Annotated in this window: 13 protein-coding genes and 2 pseudogenes; 3 read left to right on the forward strand and 12 right to left on the reverse strand. The window is 33.9% G+C overall.

Annotation, left to right across the window (positions count from 1 at the left end):
• Positions 1-52: 52 nt before the first annotated feature.
• The gene (locus HYI43_10955) at positions 53-472 is read right to left on the reverse strand and encodes a GNAT family N-acetyltransferase (protein UDI79051.1); all 420 of its coding nucleotides are present in this window, start codon (positions 470-472) and stop codon (positions 53-55) included.
• A 142-nt stretch (positions 473-614) separates the two neighbouring features.
• On the opposite strand from HYI43_10955, the gene HYI43_10960 reads away from it, so the two are divergent.
• On the forward strand, positions 615-1,322 hold the full coding sequence (locus tag HYI43_10960) for a phosphatase PAP2 family protein (protein ID UDI79052.1): 708 nt from the start codon (positions 615-617) through the stop codon (positions 1,320-1,322).
• Between the two features lie 761 nt (positions 1,323-2,083).
• Here HYI43_10960 and HYI43_10965 read toward each other — a convergent pair.
• From HYI43_10965 to HYI43_10985, 5 genes and pseudogenes are all read right to left on the reverse strand, one after another.
• Positions 2,084-2,533: a GNAT family N-acetyltransferase gene (locus HYI43_10965; GenBank protein UDI79053.1), complete on the reverse strand. Its 450-nt coding sequence runs from the start codon at positions 2,531-2,533 to the stop codon at positions 2,084-2,086.
• 44 nt (positions 2,534-2,577) lie between these two features.
• A complete protein-coding gene (locus tag HYI43_10970; GenBank protein ID UDI79054.1) occupies positions 2,578-2,850 on the reverse strand; it encodes a hypothetical protein in 273 nt (90 codons plus the stop codon).
• Positions 2,851-2,869: 19 nt separating this feature from the next.
• Positions 2,870-3,128, reverse strand: a pseudogene (locus HYI43_10975) (hypothetical protein).
• A gap of 200 nt (positions 3,129-3,328) precedes the next feature.
• Positions 3,329-4,405, reverse strand: coding sequence for a branched-chain amino acid aminotransferase (locus HYI43_10980; protein UDI79055.1), 1,077 nt, complete (start codon positions 4,403-4,405; stop codon positions 3,329-3,331).
• 799 nt (positions 4,406-5,204) lie between these two features.
• A pseudogene (locus HYI43_10985) lies at positions 5,205-5,977 on the reverse strand (NAD-dependent epimerase/dehydratase family protein).
• Between the two features lie 469 nt (positions 5,978-6,446).
• On the opposite strand from HYI43_10985, the gene HYI43_10990 reads away from it, so the two are divergent.
• On the forward strand, positions 6,447-9,305 hold the full coding sequence (locus HYI43_10990) for a 5'-nucleotidase C-terminal domain-containing protein (protein UDI79056.1): 2,859 nt from the start codon (positions 6,447-6,449) through the stop codon (positions 9,303-9,305).
• Between the two features lie 203 nt (positions 9,306-9,508).
• Here HYI43_10990 and HYI43_10995 read toward each other — a convergent pair whose 3' ends face one another.
• From HYI43_10995 to HYI43_11010, 4 genes are all read right to left on the reverse strand, one after another.
• Complete coding sequence (locus HYI43_10995) at positions 9,509-10,468, reverse strand: ornithine cyclodeaminase family protein (GenBank protein ID UDI79057.1); 960 nt, start codon at positions 10,466-10,468, stop codon at positions 9,509-9,511.
• A 475-nt stretch (positions 10,469-10,943) separates the two neighbouring features.
• Positions 10,944-11,363 (reverse strand): NUDIX hydrolase, encoded by a 420-nt coding sequence (locus HYI43_11000; protein ID UDI79058.1) that lies wholly within the window; start codon positions 11,361-11,363, stop codon positions 10,944-10,946.
• An 11-nt stretch (positions 11,364-11,374) separates the two neighbouring features.
• Positions 11,375-11,881, reverse strand: coding sequence for a GNAT family N-acetyltransferase (locus HYI43_11005; protein ID UDI79059.1), 507 nt, complete (start codon positions 11,879-11,881; stop codon positions 11,375-11,377).
• 209 nt (positions 11,882-12,090) lie between these two features.
• Positions 12,091-13,281 (reverse strand): glycine C-acetyltransferase, encoded by a 1,191-nt coding sequence (locus HYI43_11010; protein ID UDI79060.1) that lies wholly within the window; start codon positions 13,279-13,281, stop codon positions 12,091-12,093.
• Between the two features lie 255 nt (positions 13,282-13,536).
• Here HYI43_11010 and HYI43_11015 point away from each other — a divergent pair, with 255 nt between their 5' ends.
• Positions 13,537-14,703, forward strand: a complete 1,167-nt coding sequence (locus HYI43_11015; protein ID UDI79061.1) for an amidohydrolase — start codon at positions 13,537-13,539, stop codon at positions 14,701-14,703.
• Between the two features lie 427 nt (positions 14,704-15,130).
• Here HYI43_11015 and tuf read toward each other — a convergent pair whose 3' ends face one another.
• A complete protein-coding gene (gene tuf / locus HYI43_11020; protein ID UDI79062.1) occupies positions 15,131-16,315 on the reverse strand; it encodes an elongation factor Tu in 1,185 nt (394 codons plus the stop codon).
• 204 nt (positions 16,316-16,519) lie between these two features.
• On the reverse strand, positions 16,520-18,601 hold the full coding sequence (fusA, locus tag HYI43_11025) for an elongation factor G (GenBank protein ID UDI79063.1): 2,082 nt from the start codon (positions 18,599-18,601) through the stop codon (positions 16,520-16,522).
• Between the last annotated feature and the right edge of the window lie 24 nt (positions 18,602-18,625).

Consider the following 18,625-nt stretch of genomic DNA (forward strand, 5'->3'; position numbering starts at 1 on the left):
TACAGATTTTCATTTTAGACTTAATAGAACGATATGCAATTCCATTTTCCAATTATTCAGTATATGTATCTGTTAGACGTTTATCTTGGTATATAACCATACCAGTTTTCAATTTTTTAAATCCCGCTTTTTGATAAAAATCTAAATTAACAATAGTTGATATTAAATGTATGCACGAAACTAAGCCTATTTCATCTAGAAGGCGTTCGAGCATACGCATACCAATTTGTTTATTTTGAAAATCTTTGTTAACTACAACATCATAAATGGCTGCATTGAATACACCATCTGATAATGCCCTAGCTACGCCAATGACTTTATTATCATAAATAGTTAAGACGACATGTGTACTATTACGGAAAATTTCACATATAGTCTCTTTGTCATGTTTTAACCAACCAACTGATTGATATATTTCATAAATTGAATCAATATAGCTTTCATCGAAATAAGTAATTAGCTTAAACTCCATTCAATCCCCCCTAAATGGTCTTTTTCTATATTATATACACTTTTTTATAGGTTTTAAGTCTTATAAATATATGCGTCTCAATACCGATTTCTTTATCACTTTACTACGTTAAACTAAATAAAAAAGACAACAGGTGAAACTAATGAATATATTATTTAACAAATCTAAATTAAACATCTTATTTATTTTGAGTGTGTTGGCCTTCTTAACAATTATATTAGGAATGAAACTGCATATGCTATTAATCACTTTTGTAGATCAAAGTTCTTTCCATTGGTTTTTACACTCATTTGGTGTTCCGCAAATGAATTATCACGGAAGTTGGTTTAATGATTATATGACTATCGTCGCAACTTATGGAGACATACTACCTTTCGTCATTTTAACTATCCTAATGGCACTTATAGTATTTCTAAAACGTCATGTCATATTGTCTATTTGGCTTTTACTTACTGTAGCATCAGGTGGACTAATAGGTATAATGTTTAAGGATTTAATACATCGTGCGCGTCCATATGATCATTTATCAATTGATTCAGGATATTCATTCCCTAGTGGTCATTCTCTTGCCAGCACACTAGTTATAATGATTATTGTGTTATTTTTTATACCTAAAATTCACAATAAGCTATTAAAATGGTCATTAACGATAATGTTAACTATGGTGTGGTTGAGCATTCTATTCTCAAGACTATACTTCCATGCGCACTATCTTACAGATGTTATGGGAGGCGTTACATTTAGTCTATCTTGGGGCTTTGGATGTATCATGTTATATCAACAATTTGCAATGAAGTTGAATCAATTACGTATTTTCAAAAAGAATAAAAATTATCATGTTTTCAATTAATATGGTTATATAAAGTTCACCCCGAAAATTAGATTTCAATCTAACTCTCGGGGTGATAATTATTGTGAAAATAATTATTTAGGTTCGCCATGTACTAAAATACTACTAATAAAGTCAATCGCTTTTTTAATGAAACCGAATACGTCTGTCATTTGATTCCACTCCTTCATTAATATTTAAATTACACTTTTATTGTAAACACCTGAAGATAAATTTGGCGTTTATTGCGTAATTGCCTATTAATAATGCGTATTTGTCTGCTTATATATTTGATTTGTATTGTAATGCATTGTCAGTAATTCTTGTACGTAACTGTCTTTCACCTCGATTATATAGACATTTTTTTATGTATACTAAGCATCATTGAATATGCCTTCTATATTTTAATATAAAAACACCTGTCATAGTTACAGGTGTCGAAACTAAAATAAATCCAAATAAATTATTTCTTTCTATCGTTAAGTAACTTAAGTACCACAAATGTAGTGGCTATATTTAAAAAGACGTTAATCATCCCAAAATTAATAAATAAGCTAGTCCATAGACATACTACCAATATAATCGCAATTGCTCTCATATATTTACAACAAACTTCTTTCTTGAAGTATCAATTTTTAGTATAAAACTATAAATAATTCTAAGTATAAATACTTGCTATACAATTTTTGTTCGTTTATTTAAACGCTTTACACCTCAACACTTATTCTTAATATGTCATATCTTTATTATTTATGTATAATATCAATATATAAGATATACGCTCACACTTTTTTAATAAACCAAATTTTATCTCTACATAAAATTCCATTCTCATATATTTTATCATTATAATTTCTTTCAAAGAATCCAATTTCTACTCCAATCATTCTGAAACCTACTTTTTGATAAAAAGCAATTTGTCCAATACTAGAATTGCCAGTCCCAACAATAATCTCTTTGTATCCTCTTTGTTTTGCATAATCAAACAGATGTAATAATAGTTTTTTACCAAACCCGTGACCTTGTTTATTTTCACTAACAGCTATGTTGGCTAATTCAATCCTATCTACACATATCTTTTTCAACACATAACAACCTATTATTTCTGAACCATCTTTATAAATAAAGCATTCTCCACTATGAAGGTATTCTAAAACTAATTTCATGGAAGGATCAGCCAACAACAGCAAATCAAAGGGTGCCTCTTCTATAGAGTTCAATTTTTCAATCATAAATATTCCTACTTTTCGAAAATAGATTATATTTCTACTTAAAATTACAAAATAAACAACACAACAATCATCAAAAGAATAACAAGTATATCGGCCAGTATGTTATTAACATTTTTCTCTAAAACATCTGGTATAGCCCCGATACATAAACCAATAATAAAAGTAAAACAAAAAATATTGAAAAAAACATGTAGGAAAGACCATTCAAATATCAATTTCAGTAAAAATATCAAAAATAATAACAGTACTGAAAATCCTAATATACTCTTAGATATTGCTTCGTATTTTTCATACTTTTTCTCTCTCTTTAAAAACATTCAAAGCCTCCTAAAATAATTATTCATTCTTTTTATTCCTTTTATATACTTTATAAATTAAATAAATAACCACAACCATTAGCGTTAATAAATCAAAAGAATGTTTTAGTGCAGCTTTTAAAGATTGATTTATCCATAAATAACGTATTAAAAATAAAATGATTGATTGGGTTAACTGCTATTAAAAATACATTGATAATAGGACCATCTTTTACTAAATTATAAATAATAAGGATGATGCAAATAATAGTTACGATCAACATTATGATATGAGCCACTATTTAGTTCTCCTATATTAAATTAGTAAATAACTTTATTTTGCTTTCAGACATTATAATTATATTAGGTTAAATGATTTAATTATCTAGTTGCTTATTAAAGTTATCATTCATAAAGCATAGACTCAAACCATCACAATCAGATAAATAAAAAGCTAGAAACCTTGACATCACAAGATTTCTAGCGCAATAAACATACCTTATTTATATTCTGGGACAACTACTCTCCAACCATGCGTATCTTCTAATTTACCACTTTGGATGCCAGTGTATGTGTCATATAATTTTTTAGTAATTTCGCCAGGTTCGTTATTGTTGATGACGATTTCTCTATCTTCATATTTTAAAGTACCTACTGGTGAAATCACGGCAGCTGTACCAGAACCAAATACTTCAGTTAATTCACCTTTGTCATAAGCTTCGAATAATTCATCAATTGATACTTTACGTTCTTCAACTTCATATCCTAATTCTTTAGCTAATTCAATAATTGATTTACGTGTAATACCTGGTAAGATACTTCCATTTAAAGCAGGTGTAACTAATTTTCCGTTTTCAACGAAGAAGATGTTCATACTACCAACTTCTTCAACATATTTTTGTTCTACACCATCTAACCATAACACTTGGTCATAGCCTAAATTATTAGCATTTGTTTGTGCTAGTAAACTTGCTGCATAGTTACCTGCTACTTTAGCAAATCCTACGCCACCACGTACGGCACGAACATATTCATCTTCAACGTAAATTTTAGTCGTTTTTAGAGTGTCTCCGCCGTAATAAGCACCTGATGGAGATAAAATGATTAATAATTTATATTGATGAGATGCTCTTACACCTAAGATACCTTCAGTGGCAAATACAAATGGACGAATATATAATGATTGTCCTTCGCCTTCAGGTACCCAATCACGTTCAACATCTACTAATTGTTTTAAACCTTCTAGTAATAATTCCTCATCTACTTTAGGCATCTCTAAACGTGCTAATGAATCATTAATACGTTTGAAGTTTTGATCTGGTCTAAATAATACGACTTCGCCTTCATGTTTATAAGCTTTTAACCCTTCAAATACAGCTTGTCCATAATGAAGACCTTGTGCTGCTGGTGAAACTTCGAATGGTGCATAAGGAACAATTTTTAAATCATGCCACCCTTGATCTGCATCATAGTCGAAACTTAACATGTAATCTGTAAAGTATTGACCGAATCCTAAATTGCCTTCTGGTTTTTCTTTAAGTGTATCGCGTTGTTCAAATTTAACTTTTTCTGACATGATGAAAGCCTCCTAAATATTTCCTAGATAATAATAGTACCTTAAATTATAGCAATCTCATATTTTTGATTCAATAAGTTTTCGAAATATTCAAACTAAATACTTATATGTAAACCCTTTCTTTTAAAATAACATACATTAATAATTAATTTAACTCCATCGTCGAAATTGAAAATTGCATTTTTAAAAGTTATAAATAAACCCTTAATATTATATAAATATTTACTATAAATAAAATAAATGTATATCATAAAATAATGTTTACATTCAAAATTAAAATCTTACTAATACTATGTGTGTATGCAATAGCAATAAATATACCAAAAACTAAATTAGATAACGTCTTACAAACACACTAAACATAATGAAATTAAGTACTAATACGCTTAAGTAAGTAGTTCTAAAATGGATACTGAAACGTATTTAAGCTACGCCTGAGGGAGCCAGTACTATTAATGAACTTAAGTGCTAACGCACTTATGTAAGAAATTCTAAAGATGAACTACGAATGACGTTGTGTGACGCCTGAGGGAATAGGATGAGTGTCGAGACCGCGGCTCGACCCAGCCCCCTAGGCAAGCATCACAACAGAATGAGTAAATATTCATCTAAGAATTTCTTTACCCACCCTAGGCAAGCGTCTCAATTTAAGTGAAATGAAAATCCATTTAAGAACTACTATAGAGACGGCACCCCAAAAAAGTGAAACAACTTAAGTGAGTGATTATCGATCTATGACTGCTTTTTCACACAAAAAACTAGCAAGATGTTACCACCCTGCTAGTTCAAAACATCAAACTTATTTATTTTGTTCTTTTTCTTCAATCGCTTTTAACATTAAATCAGTCATACCAGCTAAATCGTATTTAGGATTGAAACCCCACTCTTTACGTGAATAGCTTGTATCGATATTGTCTGGCCAGCTATCAGCAATTGCTTGACGCGCTGGGTCTACTTCGTAATCTAATGCGAAATCTGGATAATGTTTTTGGATTTCAGCTTTAATTTGTTCTGGTTCAAAGCTCATGGCGCTTAAGTTATAGCCATTACGTGTTACAAGTTTATCGCTATCTGCTTCCATCAATTTAATAATTGCATCAATTGCATCATCCATATACATCATATCCATGTATGTGTCTTTTGCGATATAGCTTGTGTAACGGCCTTTTCTAACCGCTTCGAAATAAATTTCAACCGCGTAGTCAGTTGTACCGCCGCCTGGTTCTTTAACGTGAGAAATTAGTCCTGGGAATCTCACGCTACGTGTATCGACACCAAATTTTGTGAAATAGTATTGGCATAATAACTCACCAGCAACTTTGTTCACACCATACATTGTAGTTGGTTGTTATGCATTAACGTATCCGCTTTAAAGTTTTCTACGATAGCCATCATCGCTTCACGATTGGTAACATCTAATACTTCAAATGGACCATTATTAACCGGTGAATCCTCTTCAGGTTCTCTAATATCCGTCGCTAAAACGTTATCATTTCCGTAAATTTCTCTACATTTTAATACCAACTCAGTCCCAATTTGACCAAGTGCTCCTGTAATAACTATTCTTTCCATAACTCGAAAACTCCCTTTGTGTTTTTTACACGAATATCTGTCCTTTTAGGGTGTACATATACCCTATTTACATGCTTATTATAATATAAAAGCGCTTTCTTGTATACTCACAAAGTACACTCTTTTGAAATTACTTTCTTTTTGAAAATTCAAAAGAGGTTTGAACAAAAATTAATATAATGAGTCCACCTAGCAAATCAGTAGTAGCTGATAGAACTGAACATCACTTACATCAAGTATCTACTTAGTTTTTGATTCTAAAGGTAATGCGCAAGGCACATTATCGAGAATTTCAACCAAAGTTCTACAAGCAAATTAAGTTGGGAATACAACGCATTCATAAAACATTTTGTCTCTCTTCTTATTAATTGTTTTTTAAGTTATCGTAAAGAATTTGACGTGTAAGCTTTAGACTGAACTACTTATGCTAATATAAAAATGTAAATTTCATTAAATAAAGGAGGCAAATATGAAGCGATATCTTATTCCAATTTTAGTTTTATGTTTTATTGTATTTGGTATCACCACTGGTACAACGTATGCAGCTGAATCACATACAAACCAGTCTAACGCACCCGCTACAACAGAAGTACCACAAACGACTTCACAAGAAGCATCATCAACGAACAAAGACTCGACTAATAAGCATTTGGCATTAGTGTCAAATACAGTTTCACATGATGATGAAAAAACATCATCGTCTGAAACATCGACACACCCTGATGCTACAACATCTGCTACACAAAACACTACTTCAGAGAAACACAATGCTCCATCTCAGGGTTCTGCCTTTTCACAAGAGAAAGCATCGTCTGAACCTGCTACAAGTGAAATTAAGTCAACGCAAGGTGCTGAGGTAAAAGAGTCACCTTCAAATTCTAAAGAAACTAAGCCGTCTCAAGTGGCGACTACATCGGAACAGTCGAAGTCGACTCAAGTGGCAACAGCAAAGAAATCACCTTCCACTAATGTTAAACAATCTCCTCAAGCATCAACGCAGAAACAAACAAAATATGATGATTCAAAAACACAACAATCTGCACCAGTTTCAACACAAGAAACAAAAAACAACAAAACTTCAATAAAACAATCAGCGCCGCTGTCTCAACATGTTAATTTCAGTCAAAAAGTAGCAACATCTTCTCACAACACGGATAAACATACAATTTTACATACTAATGATATTCACGGTCGTTTCGTTGAAGATGATGGCAGAGTAATTGGTATGGCTAAAGTAAAAGGTCTTAAAGATAAATACAACCCGGATTTGATGGTAGATTCAGGAGATGCTTTTCAAGGTTTACCTGTCTCTAATCAATCAAAGGGTGAAGAAATGGCCAAAGCTATGAATAGTGTTGGTTATGATGCAATGACTGTCGGAAATCATGAATTTGACTTTGGTTATGATCAATTACTTAAATTACAGAAACAATTAAATTTCCCTATCGTATCTTCTAACATTTATAAAAATGGAAAACGTGTCTTTGATCCATCAACGATTGTTACCAAAAACAATGTACGTTACGGCATTGTAGGTGTTACAACGCCTGAGACTAAGACTAAAACGTCACCTTCTGCTGTTAAAGGTGTGGATTTCAAAGATCCTTTGACTAGCGTAACGCAAGCAATGAATCACATTAAAAACAATGTTGACGTTTTTGTGATTTTATCGCACTTAGGCGTAGATAAATCGACGCAAAGAAGTTGGCGTGGTGATTATTTAATAGATCAACTGACGAAAGATGGTTCATTTAAACAACCTATCTTTGTCCTAGATGGCCACTCACATACTGTGATAGAACATGGCGAACATTATGGTGCTAATAATGTGCTTGCTCAAACTGGTACTGCCTTAGCGAATGTCGGACGTGTGGATTTTAATTTTCAAAATAAAAAAGCGTCTGATATTAAAGCATCGTTAATCAATGTAGCCGATGCAAAAGATATTACACCAGACTCACAAATTGATGCACAAACTAAGAAAGCAAATGATGATTTCTTAAAAGAAACGTCTACTGTAGTCATTCCTAATAATACAGTGACGTTAAATGGTGAACGTGCAGAGGCGCGTACGCAAGAAACCAATTTAGGTAATCTTATTACGGATGCTATGGAATCCTATGCTTCTAAGAACTTCTCACATCAACCTGATTTCGCAATCACTAACGGTGGTGGTATCCGTGCTTCAATTGAAAAAGGTAAAGTTACTGAAAATGACATCATTACAGTGTTACCATTTGGTAATTTAATTTCTCAAATTCAAGTGAAAGGTTCGGATGTTGAAAAAGCATTTGAACACAGTTTAAGTGCTGATACTGAAACACAAGACGGTAAGAAAGTCTTAGGTGCGAATGGCGGCTTCTTACAAGTGTCAGACTCACTCAGAGTGTATTATGATATCGACAAAGCATCTGGACATCGTATTAATGCTATTAAAGTATTGAACAAAGAGAATGGTAAGTATGAAGATTTAGATCCTAACCGCACGTATTATGTAACGACTAACGACTTCACAGCGAATCAAGGAGACGGTTATGATATGTTTGGTGGACAACGTGAAGAAGGTATCTCATTAGACGCCGTTGTCGCTCAATATATTAAAAAAGCAGATTTAAACGAATACAATACAGAAGAACCTGTACGTATTATTAATGGTCAGCCAGAAAGTGATGCACAACCTAATACAGGTAAAGAAAATAATCATAATGGTAACCAATCGTCAAATGGCCATGATAGCCATCAACAAATACCTGGTCAGAACAATGATAGTGAATCCGATAATAATCATATTGGCGACAATAATGATAATACGAAAGATGATAAGCAATCTGATTCACCAAATCATGGTAATGTCATTGAATTCCCTAAGACTGATCATCAACAAGATAATGACAATAGCGATATAATCCATAATTCTGGTAATCCAACTCAGAATGGCAATGGCAATGGCAATAACGTTATCATCCCTAATACTAACGGTCAAATGCAACAAAACAATATTAAGAAAGATTCAATCGGTCATCTTGTAGGTGCATCTTTTGAAAATAAAGCAACACAAGATCAATTGACTAGTACTGATTGTAATAACGCTATTAAATTCCCTGGACAAACAGTACATAAAAGTAATGCTAATAGTGGGACACTAATAACTAGTAATAATGATACTTCTAAGAATTCAAAACTTATATTTGCACAACAAAATGAATCCATCACATCATTACCTAGTGCGGGTATCAAAGATGGTGATTTAGAACATGGTATCGCTATTATATTAGTAGTGACAGGAACAGGATTCATTTATCTCCGAACTCGTAAAAAATCAGCATAATTATAGATTCACAAATTTAAAAACCGTGTAGATGACAGTTAATGATATGTCATTTACACGGTTTCTTTACGTTTTTAAAAATATCAACTATGACTTATTTTTTTTATATTAATAATCTAAGTTTAAGTGTTCCGGCAGTCTAATAATATTAAATCTAGCGTATTTAAATTAATATTTTTCCTTTATTTCAATGTTCATTAATACTAATTTTTGTTGTTTTTCACTGCTTTTTTATAAAAATAATTTGCCACTACAATATCCACTATGGCTAAGCCCACAGATTTAAATAAAGTAACTTCCTTATCATCTTCACGTCCCGAGATTTTACCTGCAACGATATCGCCAAGCTCTCCATGTAATGATTCTTGCGTGATAATCCCTTCTTCTTGAGGTACCTTTAAATCGCCAGTTTCTTCCATCGCAGCTTCTACTGATTCAACAACAATTTTATTGGCAACTAACATCGACTCTGATGGTAATTCCTGCATGTCCGGTTTAAATGAACCTACTGCATTTAAGTGAACACCCGGATGAAGTGAATGTGAATAAACTGGGTGATTAGAATTTGTCGCTGTTACTACAATATCCGCTTCTTCCATTGCATCGTCTGCTTCATCAAATACTTTTGTTGATACATCATATGCTTTAGCAATATTAGCAGCTAATGCTTCAGCATTCTTCTTAGTACGACTTGCAAAGTGAACCGTACCAATATTTCTAACCGCCATTACTGCAGCAATTAATCCTTGGGCTTGGTCACCAGAACCAATGACACATAATGTCTTAGCCTCTTCACGTGCCAAATATTTAGTTGCAACACCTGAGATAGCTCCTGTACGTATTTTGGTTAAATAACTGCCATCTAATACAGCCAATGTCTCTCCAGTTTCATAATCACTTAATATTACTGACCCTGTTATTGTCTTCTTACCCCTTTTAGGATTGTCGGGCGCAAATGTCACCGTTTTTATACCAACAACTTTAAGCTCATCAGATAATGCTGGCATCACTAAATATCTATTGGATTCATTAAATGGTAAGACATATCTTAAAGGTGTTTCTGTTTTACCTTCTGAAAATGCTTTTAACGAATTCGCAACTTCATCAATGACTTCTTTCATGTCTAATAATTCTTGTTGATCTTGCTCATTCAGAACTAACATATTGATACCCTCCACATTCATTTTCATATTTAATCTTTATTTACCCATCACAACATCTATTTGTCATTATTATGTGTCATTTTCAATACAATTCTTTCAAAAATATGCATATATTAATTTAGTTTGATTAATATATTAATTTAGTATTGTGCTTATATGTAAATGGTGCTATCTTATTACTATAAATAAAAGGTCTTCACAATAGTGGTGCCTTGAGATTTCATGCATACTATGAAACTATTTATAAACTTTTGACGATGGGGGTGGGACAGAATTCTTTTTGAATTCATTGTTCCACCCCAACTTACTTTGCTTGTGAAATCTCTTTTGGAGATTTTCTCTGTCGGGGCCCCGCCCATAAAGGTGTTTAGAACTGAAAACAATTTGGTTTAAGCGCCTTCTTAGTTCAGTCAGCTATTGTGAATTTGCTATGAAATAATTAAAATATTAATTTTTGTCCAACCTTTTCTTCATTTTAATCCACAATCCCCTCATAGTAATACGTAGCCTTATTGTTTAAAAAGTCTTTCAACCTATGATGATAATATACTAACTTTTCATCAGCTTCAGCAATCGAACACCAACCTAATGTCGAAATTTCATCTTTCATTTGTATTTCTGTTGTATAATCATGAACTTGTGCTTTAAACATGATAAAAAGTGTATGAACATTCATTTGTGTCGATTTACCTTCATTAATACTAACGATGTCATTAACTTCAATAGCTAAGCCTGTTTCTTCTCTAACCTCACGCTTTAATGCTTCAACTAAAGTTTCACCATATTTAACTTTGCCACCTGGTAATGACCATCCGCCACCATCCGTATTATGTACTAATAAAACATTTCCTTCTTCATTTTGTATTAACGCATATACTACTTTTAAATCCTTCATTATTCTAACCTTCAATCATTAGGAATTTCAAAACGACTCACTAAATTGCCATTCTTTTTAATATATGATTCAATTTCATAACCACCACTATGTTTGATTACTTTTTGCGATGCAATATTTTTAGGATTTGTGGTCATTAATACTTTATCTACACCCATTTCTTTTAGAAAAACCTTCGCCTCCTGTAACATAAAAGAAGCAATGCCACGCCCTCTAAAAGATTGAGCCACACCATAACCGACATGACCTCCTATGTTGACTAAGCGACGGTTTAAATGGTGACGAATATCCACTGCTCCAACAATTTGATCATCAATAAAACAAAAACGTGTAGTCGTAGGAACCCAATCTTTATCAGTCGTTTCCTTATTTAGATAGTCTACCATTTCTTCAAAAGACGAGTATCTTGATAAATCAGTATTGGACGGAACGATTGGTTCATCATTGTTATACCATTCTTGAAGATACTCCATTAAAGCATCTTTATCTGAATATCTTAATTGTCTTAACTTTGGCATAGACATCCTCACTTTCAGAAGTATAATTTAGATTTGTTTTAGTTTATCAATTTAATTTTTAAAATAGTTAGCTATAAAGTGATTTTACAACATAATTATTATTGACTCATGTATTAATAACTACTGACTTTTTACAACAAAATACACAATACAAAAAGACTGGAACAGCAAACGTGTCCCAGTCTAAAATATACTATTTCTTATTTCAATTATTTTATAGTACCTAATTCTTTACCAACTTTTTCATAAGCAGCGATGGCTTGATCTAGCATTTCTTTCGTATGTGCTGCAGTTGGCATATTTCTTACACGTCCAGTTCCACGTGGTACTGTTGGGAAGACGATAGATTTAACATAAATCCCTTCGTCTTTAAGGCGTTTACTAAATTCTTGTGTTTCTTTTTCTCCACCGATAATAACTGGGGTAATTGGTGTTTCTGATTCACCTGTATTGAAACCTAATTTTTCTAATCCTTGTTTCAAGTATTTAGCATTATCCCATAATTTATCATGTAATTCAGTTGAAGCCATTAATTTTTTCACAGCTTCAGTAATAGCTTTAGTGTCTCCAGGTGCTAATGAAGTTGAGAATAAGAATGGTCTAGATTGCGCTTTTAACCAATCAATTAATTCTTTAGTACCTGCCACATAACCACCAACTACGCCGATTGCTTTTGAAAGCGTACCGATTTGGAAGTCAATTTTGTCTTGTAAACCAAAATGTTTAACCGTACCAGCACCTTTACCCATAACGCCTGAACCGTGTGCATCATCAACATATGTGATTAAACCGAATTCTTCAGCAATTTCAACGATTTCTGGCAATTTAGCAACGTCTCCGTCCATACTGAATACACCATCAGTAATGTACATTACTTTATTATATTGACCTGATTCTACAGCTTCTTTTGCTTTCGCTCTTAAATCATCCATATCAGAGTGATTAACACGGATAATTTTAGCTCTTGATAAACGACAACCATCGATAATAGAAGCATGGTTTAATTCGTCTGAAAGAATCGCATCATTTTTGTTCATTACTGCAGAAATAGCAGCCATGTTACAGTTGAATCCTGATTGATAAGCAATAGCTGCTTCAGTACCTTTAAATTTAGCTAAAGTTTCCTCTAATTCATCATGTAAGTCTAATGTACCATTAATTGAACGTACAGCCCCTGCACCTACACCGTGAGAATCAATTGCTGATTTTGCAGCTGTTTTCAAATCTTCGTTTGTAGCTAGTCCCAAATAGTTATTTGAAGATAAGTTAATATATTGTTTACCATTGATAGTAATTTCTGGGCCATTCGCACCTTCAATTGAATCAATTTCGTTATATAATCCGTTATCTTTCAAGTATTGGATATTTTCATCTAAAAAGTTGTGTAATGATTGAACCATTATCATTTCCCCTTTGTAATTTTTATATCAACATAATCATAACTGATTTTTTGAAAACATGAAAGCACTATCATGACTGTAAATTCAATATATTAAAGATTCTTTACGTCACGTACACGTGTACTTTCAATATGTATTTTTAATAAGATTTTGTCTTTTTGATACTTCATTTTCAAAAAGTAAGGAATTAATCTATTGGTAAATTTGAGAATTTGATATACTAAAAATCATAATATGTAGAAAGAAGTGGTTACGGTGTTAGATTGGTTTCAATTAGCCAGTGATAAGGAAAATAGAATGATTCAGATGCGTCGCTATATGCATCAATATCCTGAACCTTCTTTCGAGGAAACATGGACGCATAACTATATCTTAAATCAATTAAGTCATTTAGATTGTGAGATTGAATCACCTGTTGGTCGCAATGGCATTAAAGCTACGTTTCAAGGTAATGGACATGGGCCTACTATCGCATTTCGTGCAGACTTTGATGCTTTACCTGTGCAAGAATTAAACGATGTTCCATATAAATCTAAAAATGAAGGTTTTATGCATGCTTGTGGTCATGATGGACATACCGCAATTTTATTGGGCGTCGCTGAGATTATTCATGAACAACGTCATCACCTAAAAGGTAACGTAGTATTTATCTTTCAATATGGTGAAGAAATTATGCCAGGTGGCTCTCAAGAGATGATTGATGATGGTTGTTTAAATAATGTTGATAAAATTTATGGTACACATTTGTGGAGTGGTTATTCAACAGGTACCATCTACTCAAGACCAGGTGCGATTATGGCATCTCCAGACGAGTTCTCAGTCACAATTAAAGGTAAAGGTGGCCATGGTGCGAAACCACATGAAACGATTGACCCAATTGTAATCATGGCTGAATTTATTCTTAGTGCACAAAAGATTATTTCTAGAACAATAGATCCTGTAAAAGAGGCTGTACTCACTTTTGGAATGATTCAAGCTGGCTCTTCAGATAGTGTTATTCCTGATAGTGCTTTTTGTAAGGGGACTGTGAGAACATTTGATACGGAATTACAAGCACATATTCAATATAAAATGGATAAACTATTACAAGGCCTTGCATTAGCAAACGATATCACATATGAGATGGATTATATTCGTGGCTACCTTCCCGTTCATAACAATGTTAAAGCCTATGAAGTTGTAAAACAAGCTGCTAATGATTTACACTTACGCTTTAATGAATCAGAATTAATGATGATTGGTGAAGACTTCTCTCACTATTTAAAAGTCCGTCCCGGCGCGTTCTTCTTAACTGGATGTGGTAATAAGGATAAAGGTATTACAGCACCGCATCATAACCCACATTTTGATATCGATGAGTCAGCATTTAAATATGCAGCAAGTGAGTTTTTAAAGATTTTAGAAATTGAAAACGTGTTTTAAAATTGAATAAATTTGATTTAACCTTATACGTCTATGATGACTTTTATATTAAGTTAATCATAGGCGTTTTTATATAATAGGATTTGAGATTTATATAACAAAGTATGATAGCTATAGCTATTAATCATTTAGAAACACAAAAGTGCCTATTTTCAAGCATATGAAAAAAAGAGACTAAAACAAGATGAATTGTCTTAGCCTCTTTAAACATTCAGGCAGTAGCTAACTGATTTAAAAATGCGCTTGAATCAAACTTTTTTCAAATTTAGTCATACTTGACGGCGGGGCCCCAGCAAAGAGAATTTCATCAAGAAATTCTACAAGCTAAGCAAGCTGGAAAAGGACAACGAATTTATTTAAATTTCTGTCCAGCACCCCAAAAAAAAGACTCCCCTAAGGGAGTCTTTGAAACAAAGAATAATTAAAATTATTCGATGATTTCAGTTACAACGCCTGATCCTACAGTACGTCCACCTTCACGGATTGAGAAACGAGTACCGTCTTCAATCGCGATTGGAGCGATTAATTCTACTGTCATTTCAACGTTGTCGCCAGGCATTACCATTTCAGTACCTTCTGGTAAGTTAACAACACCAGTTACGTCAGTAGTACGGAAATAGAATTGTGGACGATAGTTTGTGAAGAATGGAGTGTGACGTCCACCTTCGTCTTTAGATAAAACGTATACGTCTGCTTTGAATTTAGTGTGAGGTGTAATTGAACCTGGAGCAGCTAATACTTGACCACGTTGTACGTCTTCACGAGCAACACCACGTAATAATGCACCGATGTTGTCACCAGCTTCAGCGTAGTCTAATAATTTACGGAACATTTCTACACCAGTAACAGTTGTTTTAGAAGTGTCATGGATACCAATGATTTCAACTTCTTCACCAACTTTGATTTGACCACGTTCAACACGGCCTGTAGCAACAGTACCACGACCAGTGATTGAGAATACGTCCTCAACTGGCATCATGAATGGTTTGTCAGAATCACGTTCTGGAGTTGGAATGTAGTCATCAACTGCTTGCATTAATTCTAAGATTTTTTCTTCGTATTTTTCGTCGCCTTCTAAAGCTTTTAAAGCTGAACCAGCGATTACAGGTACATCGTCACCTGGGAAGTCGTATTCAGATAATAAGTCACGTACTTCCATTTCAACTAATTCTAATAATTCTTCATCGTCAACCATGTCAACTTTGTTTAAGAATACTACTAATGCTGGTACACCAACGTTACGTGATAAAAGAATGTGTTCACGAGTTTGTGGCATTGGACCGTCAGCAGCAGATACTACTAAGATACCGCCGTCCATTTGAGCAGCACCAGTGATCATGTTTTTAACATAGTCAGCGTGTCCTGGGCAGTCAACGTGAGCATAGTGACGTTTGTCAGTTTGGTATTCGATGTGTGCAGTATTGATTGTGATACCACGTTCTTTTTCTTCTGGAGCGTTGTCAATCATGTCATATGATTGTGCAACAGTGTCACCATTTTTAGCTAATACAGTTGCGATAGCAGCTGTTAAAGTAGTTTTACCATGGTCAACGTGACCGATAGTACCAATATTGGCATGTTCTTTTGAGCGATCAAATTTTTCTTTTGCCATTATTAAATCTCTCCTATTCTAGTAAAAGTTATTTCAATATTATCTCTCATGATAGTTTCTCACCATCATGAGACATAATGATTGTTAAAATTCATAATTCATTTATAATGCATTTTCCGCAAAAAATCAATTCATAAAGATGATTGCTTAATTAATAAGCTCATGCTGTATTTTACCTAGAATCACTAGTTAAAACAAGTTTAATTATTCACCTTTATTTTTTTTGATAATCTCTTCTGAGATTGATTTTGGAACTTCTGCATAGTGGTCAAAGTACATAGTGTAAGTACCGCGACCTTGAGTGTTAGAACGTAATGAAGTTGCGTAACCGAACATTTCTGAAAGTGGTACATAAGCGTTAACAACTTGTGCATTACCACGAGGTTCCATACCATCAACACGTCCACGACGAGCTGTTACGTCACCCATGATATCACCCATGTACTCTTCAGGCATTTCAATTGTTACTTTCATCATTGGTTCTAAGATTACTGGATCACATTTTTTAGCAGCTTCTTTAAGTGCTAATGATGCAGCTACTTTGAAGGCCATTTCTGATGAATCGACATCATGGTATGAACCATCAAATAATTTAGCTTTAACATCGATTAATGGATATCCAGCTAAGACACCATTTTCCATAGCATCTTTAAGACCAGCTTCAACTGATGGAATGTATTCACGTGGAACTACACCACCAACGATAGCATTTTCGAATTCGAAACCAGCGCCTGTTTCGTTAGGTGTGAATTCAATGTGAACATCACCGTATTGACCACGACCACCAGATTGACGAGAGAATTTACCTTGAACTTGTGCAGATTGCTTGAATGTTTCACGGTAAGAAACCATTGGCGCACCTACATTACATTCAACGTTGAATTCTTTCTTCATACGGTCAACTAAGATGTCTAAGTGTAACTCACCCATACCACCGATGATAACTTGTCCAGTTTCTTCATCTGTATGTGCATGGAAAGTAGGGTCTTCTTCTTGTAATTTAACTAAAGCTTGAGTCATTTTATCTTGGTCAGCTTTAGATTTTGGTTCTACTGATAAGTGGATAACTGGTTCTGGGAATTCCATTGATTCTAAGATAATGTCATTCTTTTCACCACATAATGTGTCACCAGTACCTGTATCTTTAAGACCAACTGCAGCAGCGATATCGCCTGAATAAACAGTATCGATTTCTTGACGTGAGTTAGCGTGCATTTGTAATAAACGACCTACACGTTCACGTTTGTCTTTAGTTGAGTTCTTAATGTAAGAACCTGATGTTAAAGTACCTGAATATACACGGAAGAAAGTTAATTTACCAACGTAAGGGTCAGTCATAACTTTGAATGCTAATGCAGCGAATTCAGCAGAATCGTCAGCTTTAGCAATTACTTCTTCTTCAGGATTATCAGCACGGTGGCCGATGATTGGTTTAACATCTAATGGTGATGGTAAGTAGTCAATTACTGCGTTAAGCATTAATTGAACACCTTTGTTTTTGAATGCTGTACCGCAAAGTACTGGGTAGAATTCTATGTCAGTAGTAGCTTGACGGATAGCATTTTTTAATTCTTCAACTGAAATTTCTTCGTCACCAAGATATTTTTCCATTAATTCGTCGTTGCTTTCAGCAACTGCTTCGATTAAGTTAGCACGAGCTTCTTCAGCTCTATCTTTATGATCTTCAGGAATTTCAATTTCATCGATTTCTGTACCTAAGTCGTTTGTATATTTGAAGCATTTCATTTCAACTAAGTCGATGATTGCTTCAAATTCGTCTTCGGCACCAATTGGTAATTGGATAGGCGCAGCATTTGCTTGTAAGCGATCATGAATTGTGCTTACAGAGTAGTCAAAGTTTGCACCTAATTTGTCCATTTTGTTTACAAATACGATACGAGGTACACCATAAGTTGTAGCCTGACGCCAAACTGTTTCAGTTTGTGGTTCTACACCTGATTGCGCATCAAGTACAGTTACCGCACCGTCAAGTACACGTAATGAACGTTCAACCTCAACAGTGAAGTCTACGTGTCCTGGTGTATCGATAATATTTACACGGTGGCCTTGCCATTGAGCTGTTGTAGCAGCTGAAGTGATTGTGATACCACGGTCTTGCTCTTGTTCCATCCAGTCCATTTGTGAAGCACCTTCGTGTGTTTCACCAATTTTGTGGATACGACCTGTATAGTAAAGAATACGTTCAGTCGTAGTTGTTTTACCAGCATCAATGTGAGCCATGATACCGATATTACGAGTGTTTTTCAAAGAAAATTCTCTAGCCATTGTTTTTCTCCTTCCAGTTATTAC

The sequence above is a fragment of the Staphylococcus taiwanensis genome (genome assembly GCA_020544305.1).
GTDB classification, from domain to species: Bacteria; Bacillota; Bacilli; order Staphylococcales; family Staphylococcaceae; genus Staphylococcus; species Staphylococcus taiwanensis.

What these genes read in the sequence shown, in the direction of transcription:
- HYI43_10955 (UDI79051.1), bottom strand. Translation starts at nt 472, where the DNA reads ATGGAGTTTAAGCTAATTACTTATTTCGATGAAAGCTATATTGATTCA.
- HYI43_10960 (UDI79052.1), top strand. Translation starts at nt 615, where the DNA reads ATGAATATATTATTTAACAAATCTAAATTAAACATCTTATTTATTTTG.
- HYI43_10965 (UDI79053.1), bottom strand. Translation starts at nt 2,533, where the DNA reads ATGATTGAAAAATTGAACTCTATAGAAGAGGCACCCTTTGATTTGCTG.
- HYI43_10970 (UDI79054.1), bottom strand. Translation starts at nt 2,850, where the DNA reads ATGTTTTTAAAGAGAGAGAAAAAGTATGAAAAATACGAAGCAATATCT.
- HYI43_10980 (UDI79055.1), bottom strand. Translation starts at nt 4,405, where the DNA reads ATGTCAGAAAAAGTTAAATTTGAACAACGCGATACACTTAAAGAAAAA.
- HYI43_10990 (UDI79056.1), top strand. Translation starts at nt 6,447, where the DNA reads ATGAAGCGATATCTTATTCCAATTTTAGTTTTATGTTTTATTGTATTT.
- HYI43_10995 (UDI79057.1), bottom strand. Translation starts at nt 10,468, where the DNA reads ATGTTAGTTCTGAATGAGCAAGATCAACAAGAATTATTAGACATGAAA.
- HYI43_11000 (UDI79058.1), bottom strand. Translation starts at nt 11,363, where the DNA reads ATGAAGGATTTAAAAGTAGTATATGCGTTAATACAAAATGAAGAAGGA.
- HYI43_11005 (UDI79059.1), bottom strand. Translation starts at nt 11,881, where the DNA reads ATGCCAAAGTTAAGACAATTAAGATATTCAGATAAAGATGCTTTAATG.
- HYI43_11010 (UDI79060.1), bottom strand. Translation starts at nt 13,281, where the DNA reads ATGGTTCAATCATTACACAACTTTTTAGATGAAAATATCCAATACTTG.
- tuf (UDI79062.1), bottom strand. Translation starts at nt 16,315, where the DNA reads ATGGCAAAAGAAAAATTTGATCGCTCAAAAGAACATGCCAATATTGGT.
- fusA (UDI79063.1), bottom strand. Translation starts at nt 18,601, where the DNA reads ATGGCTAGAGAATTTTCTTTGAAAAACACTCGTAATATCGGTATCATG.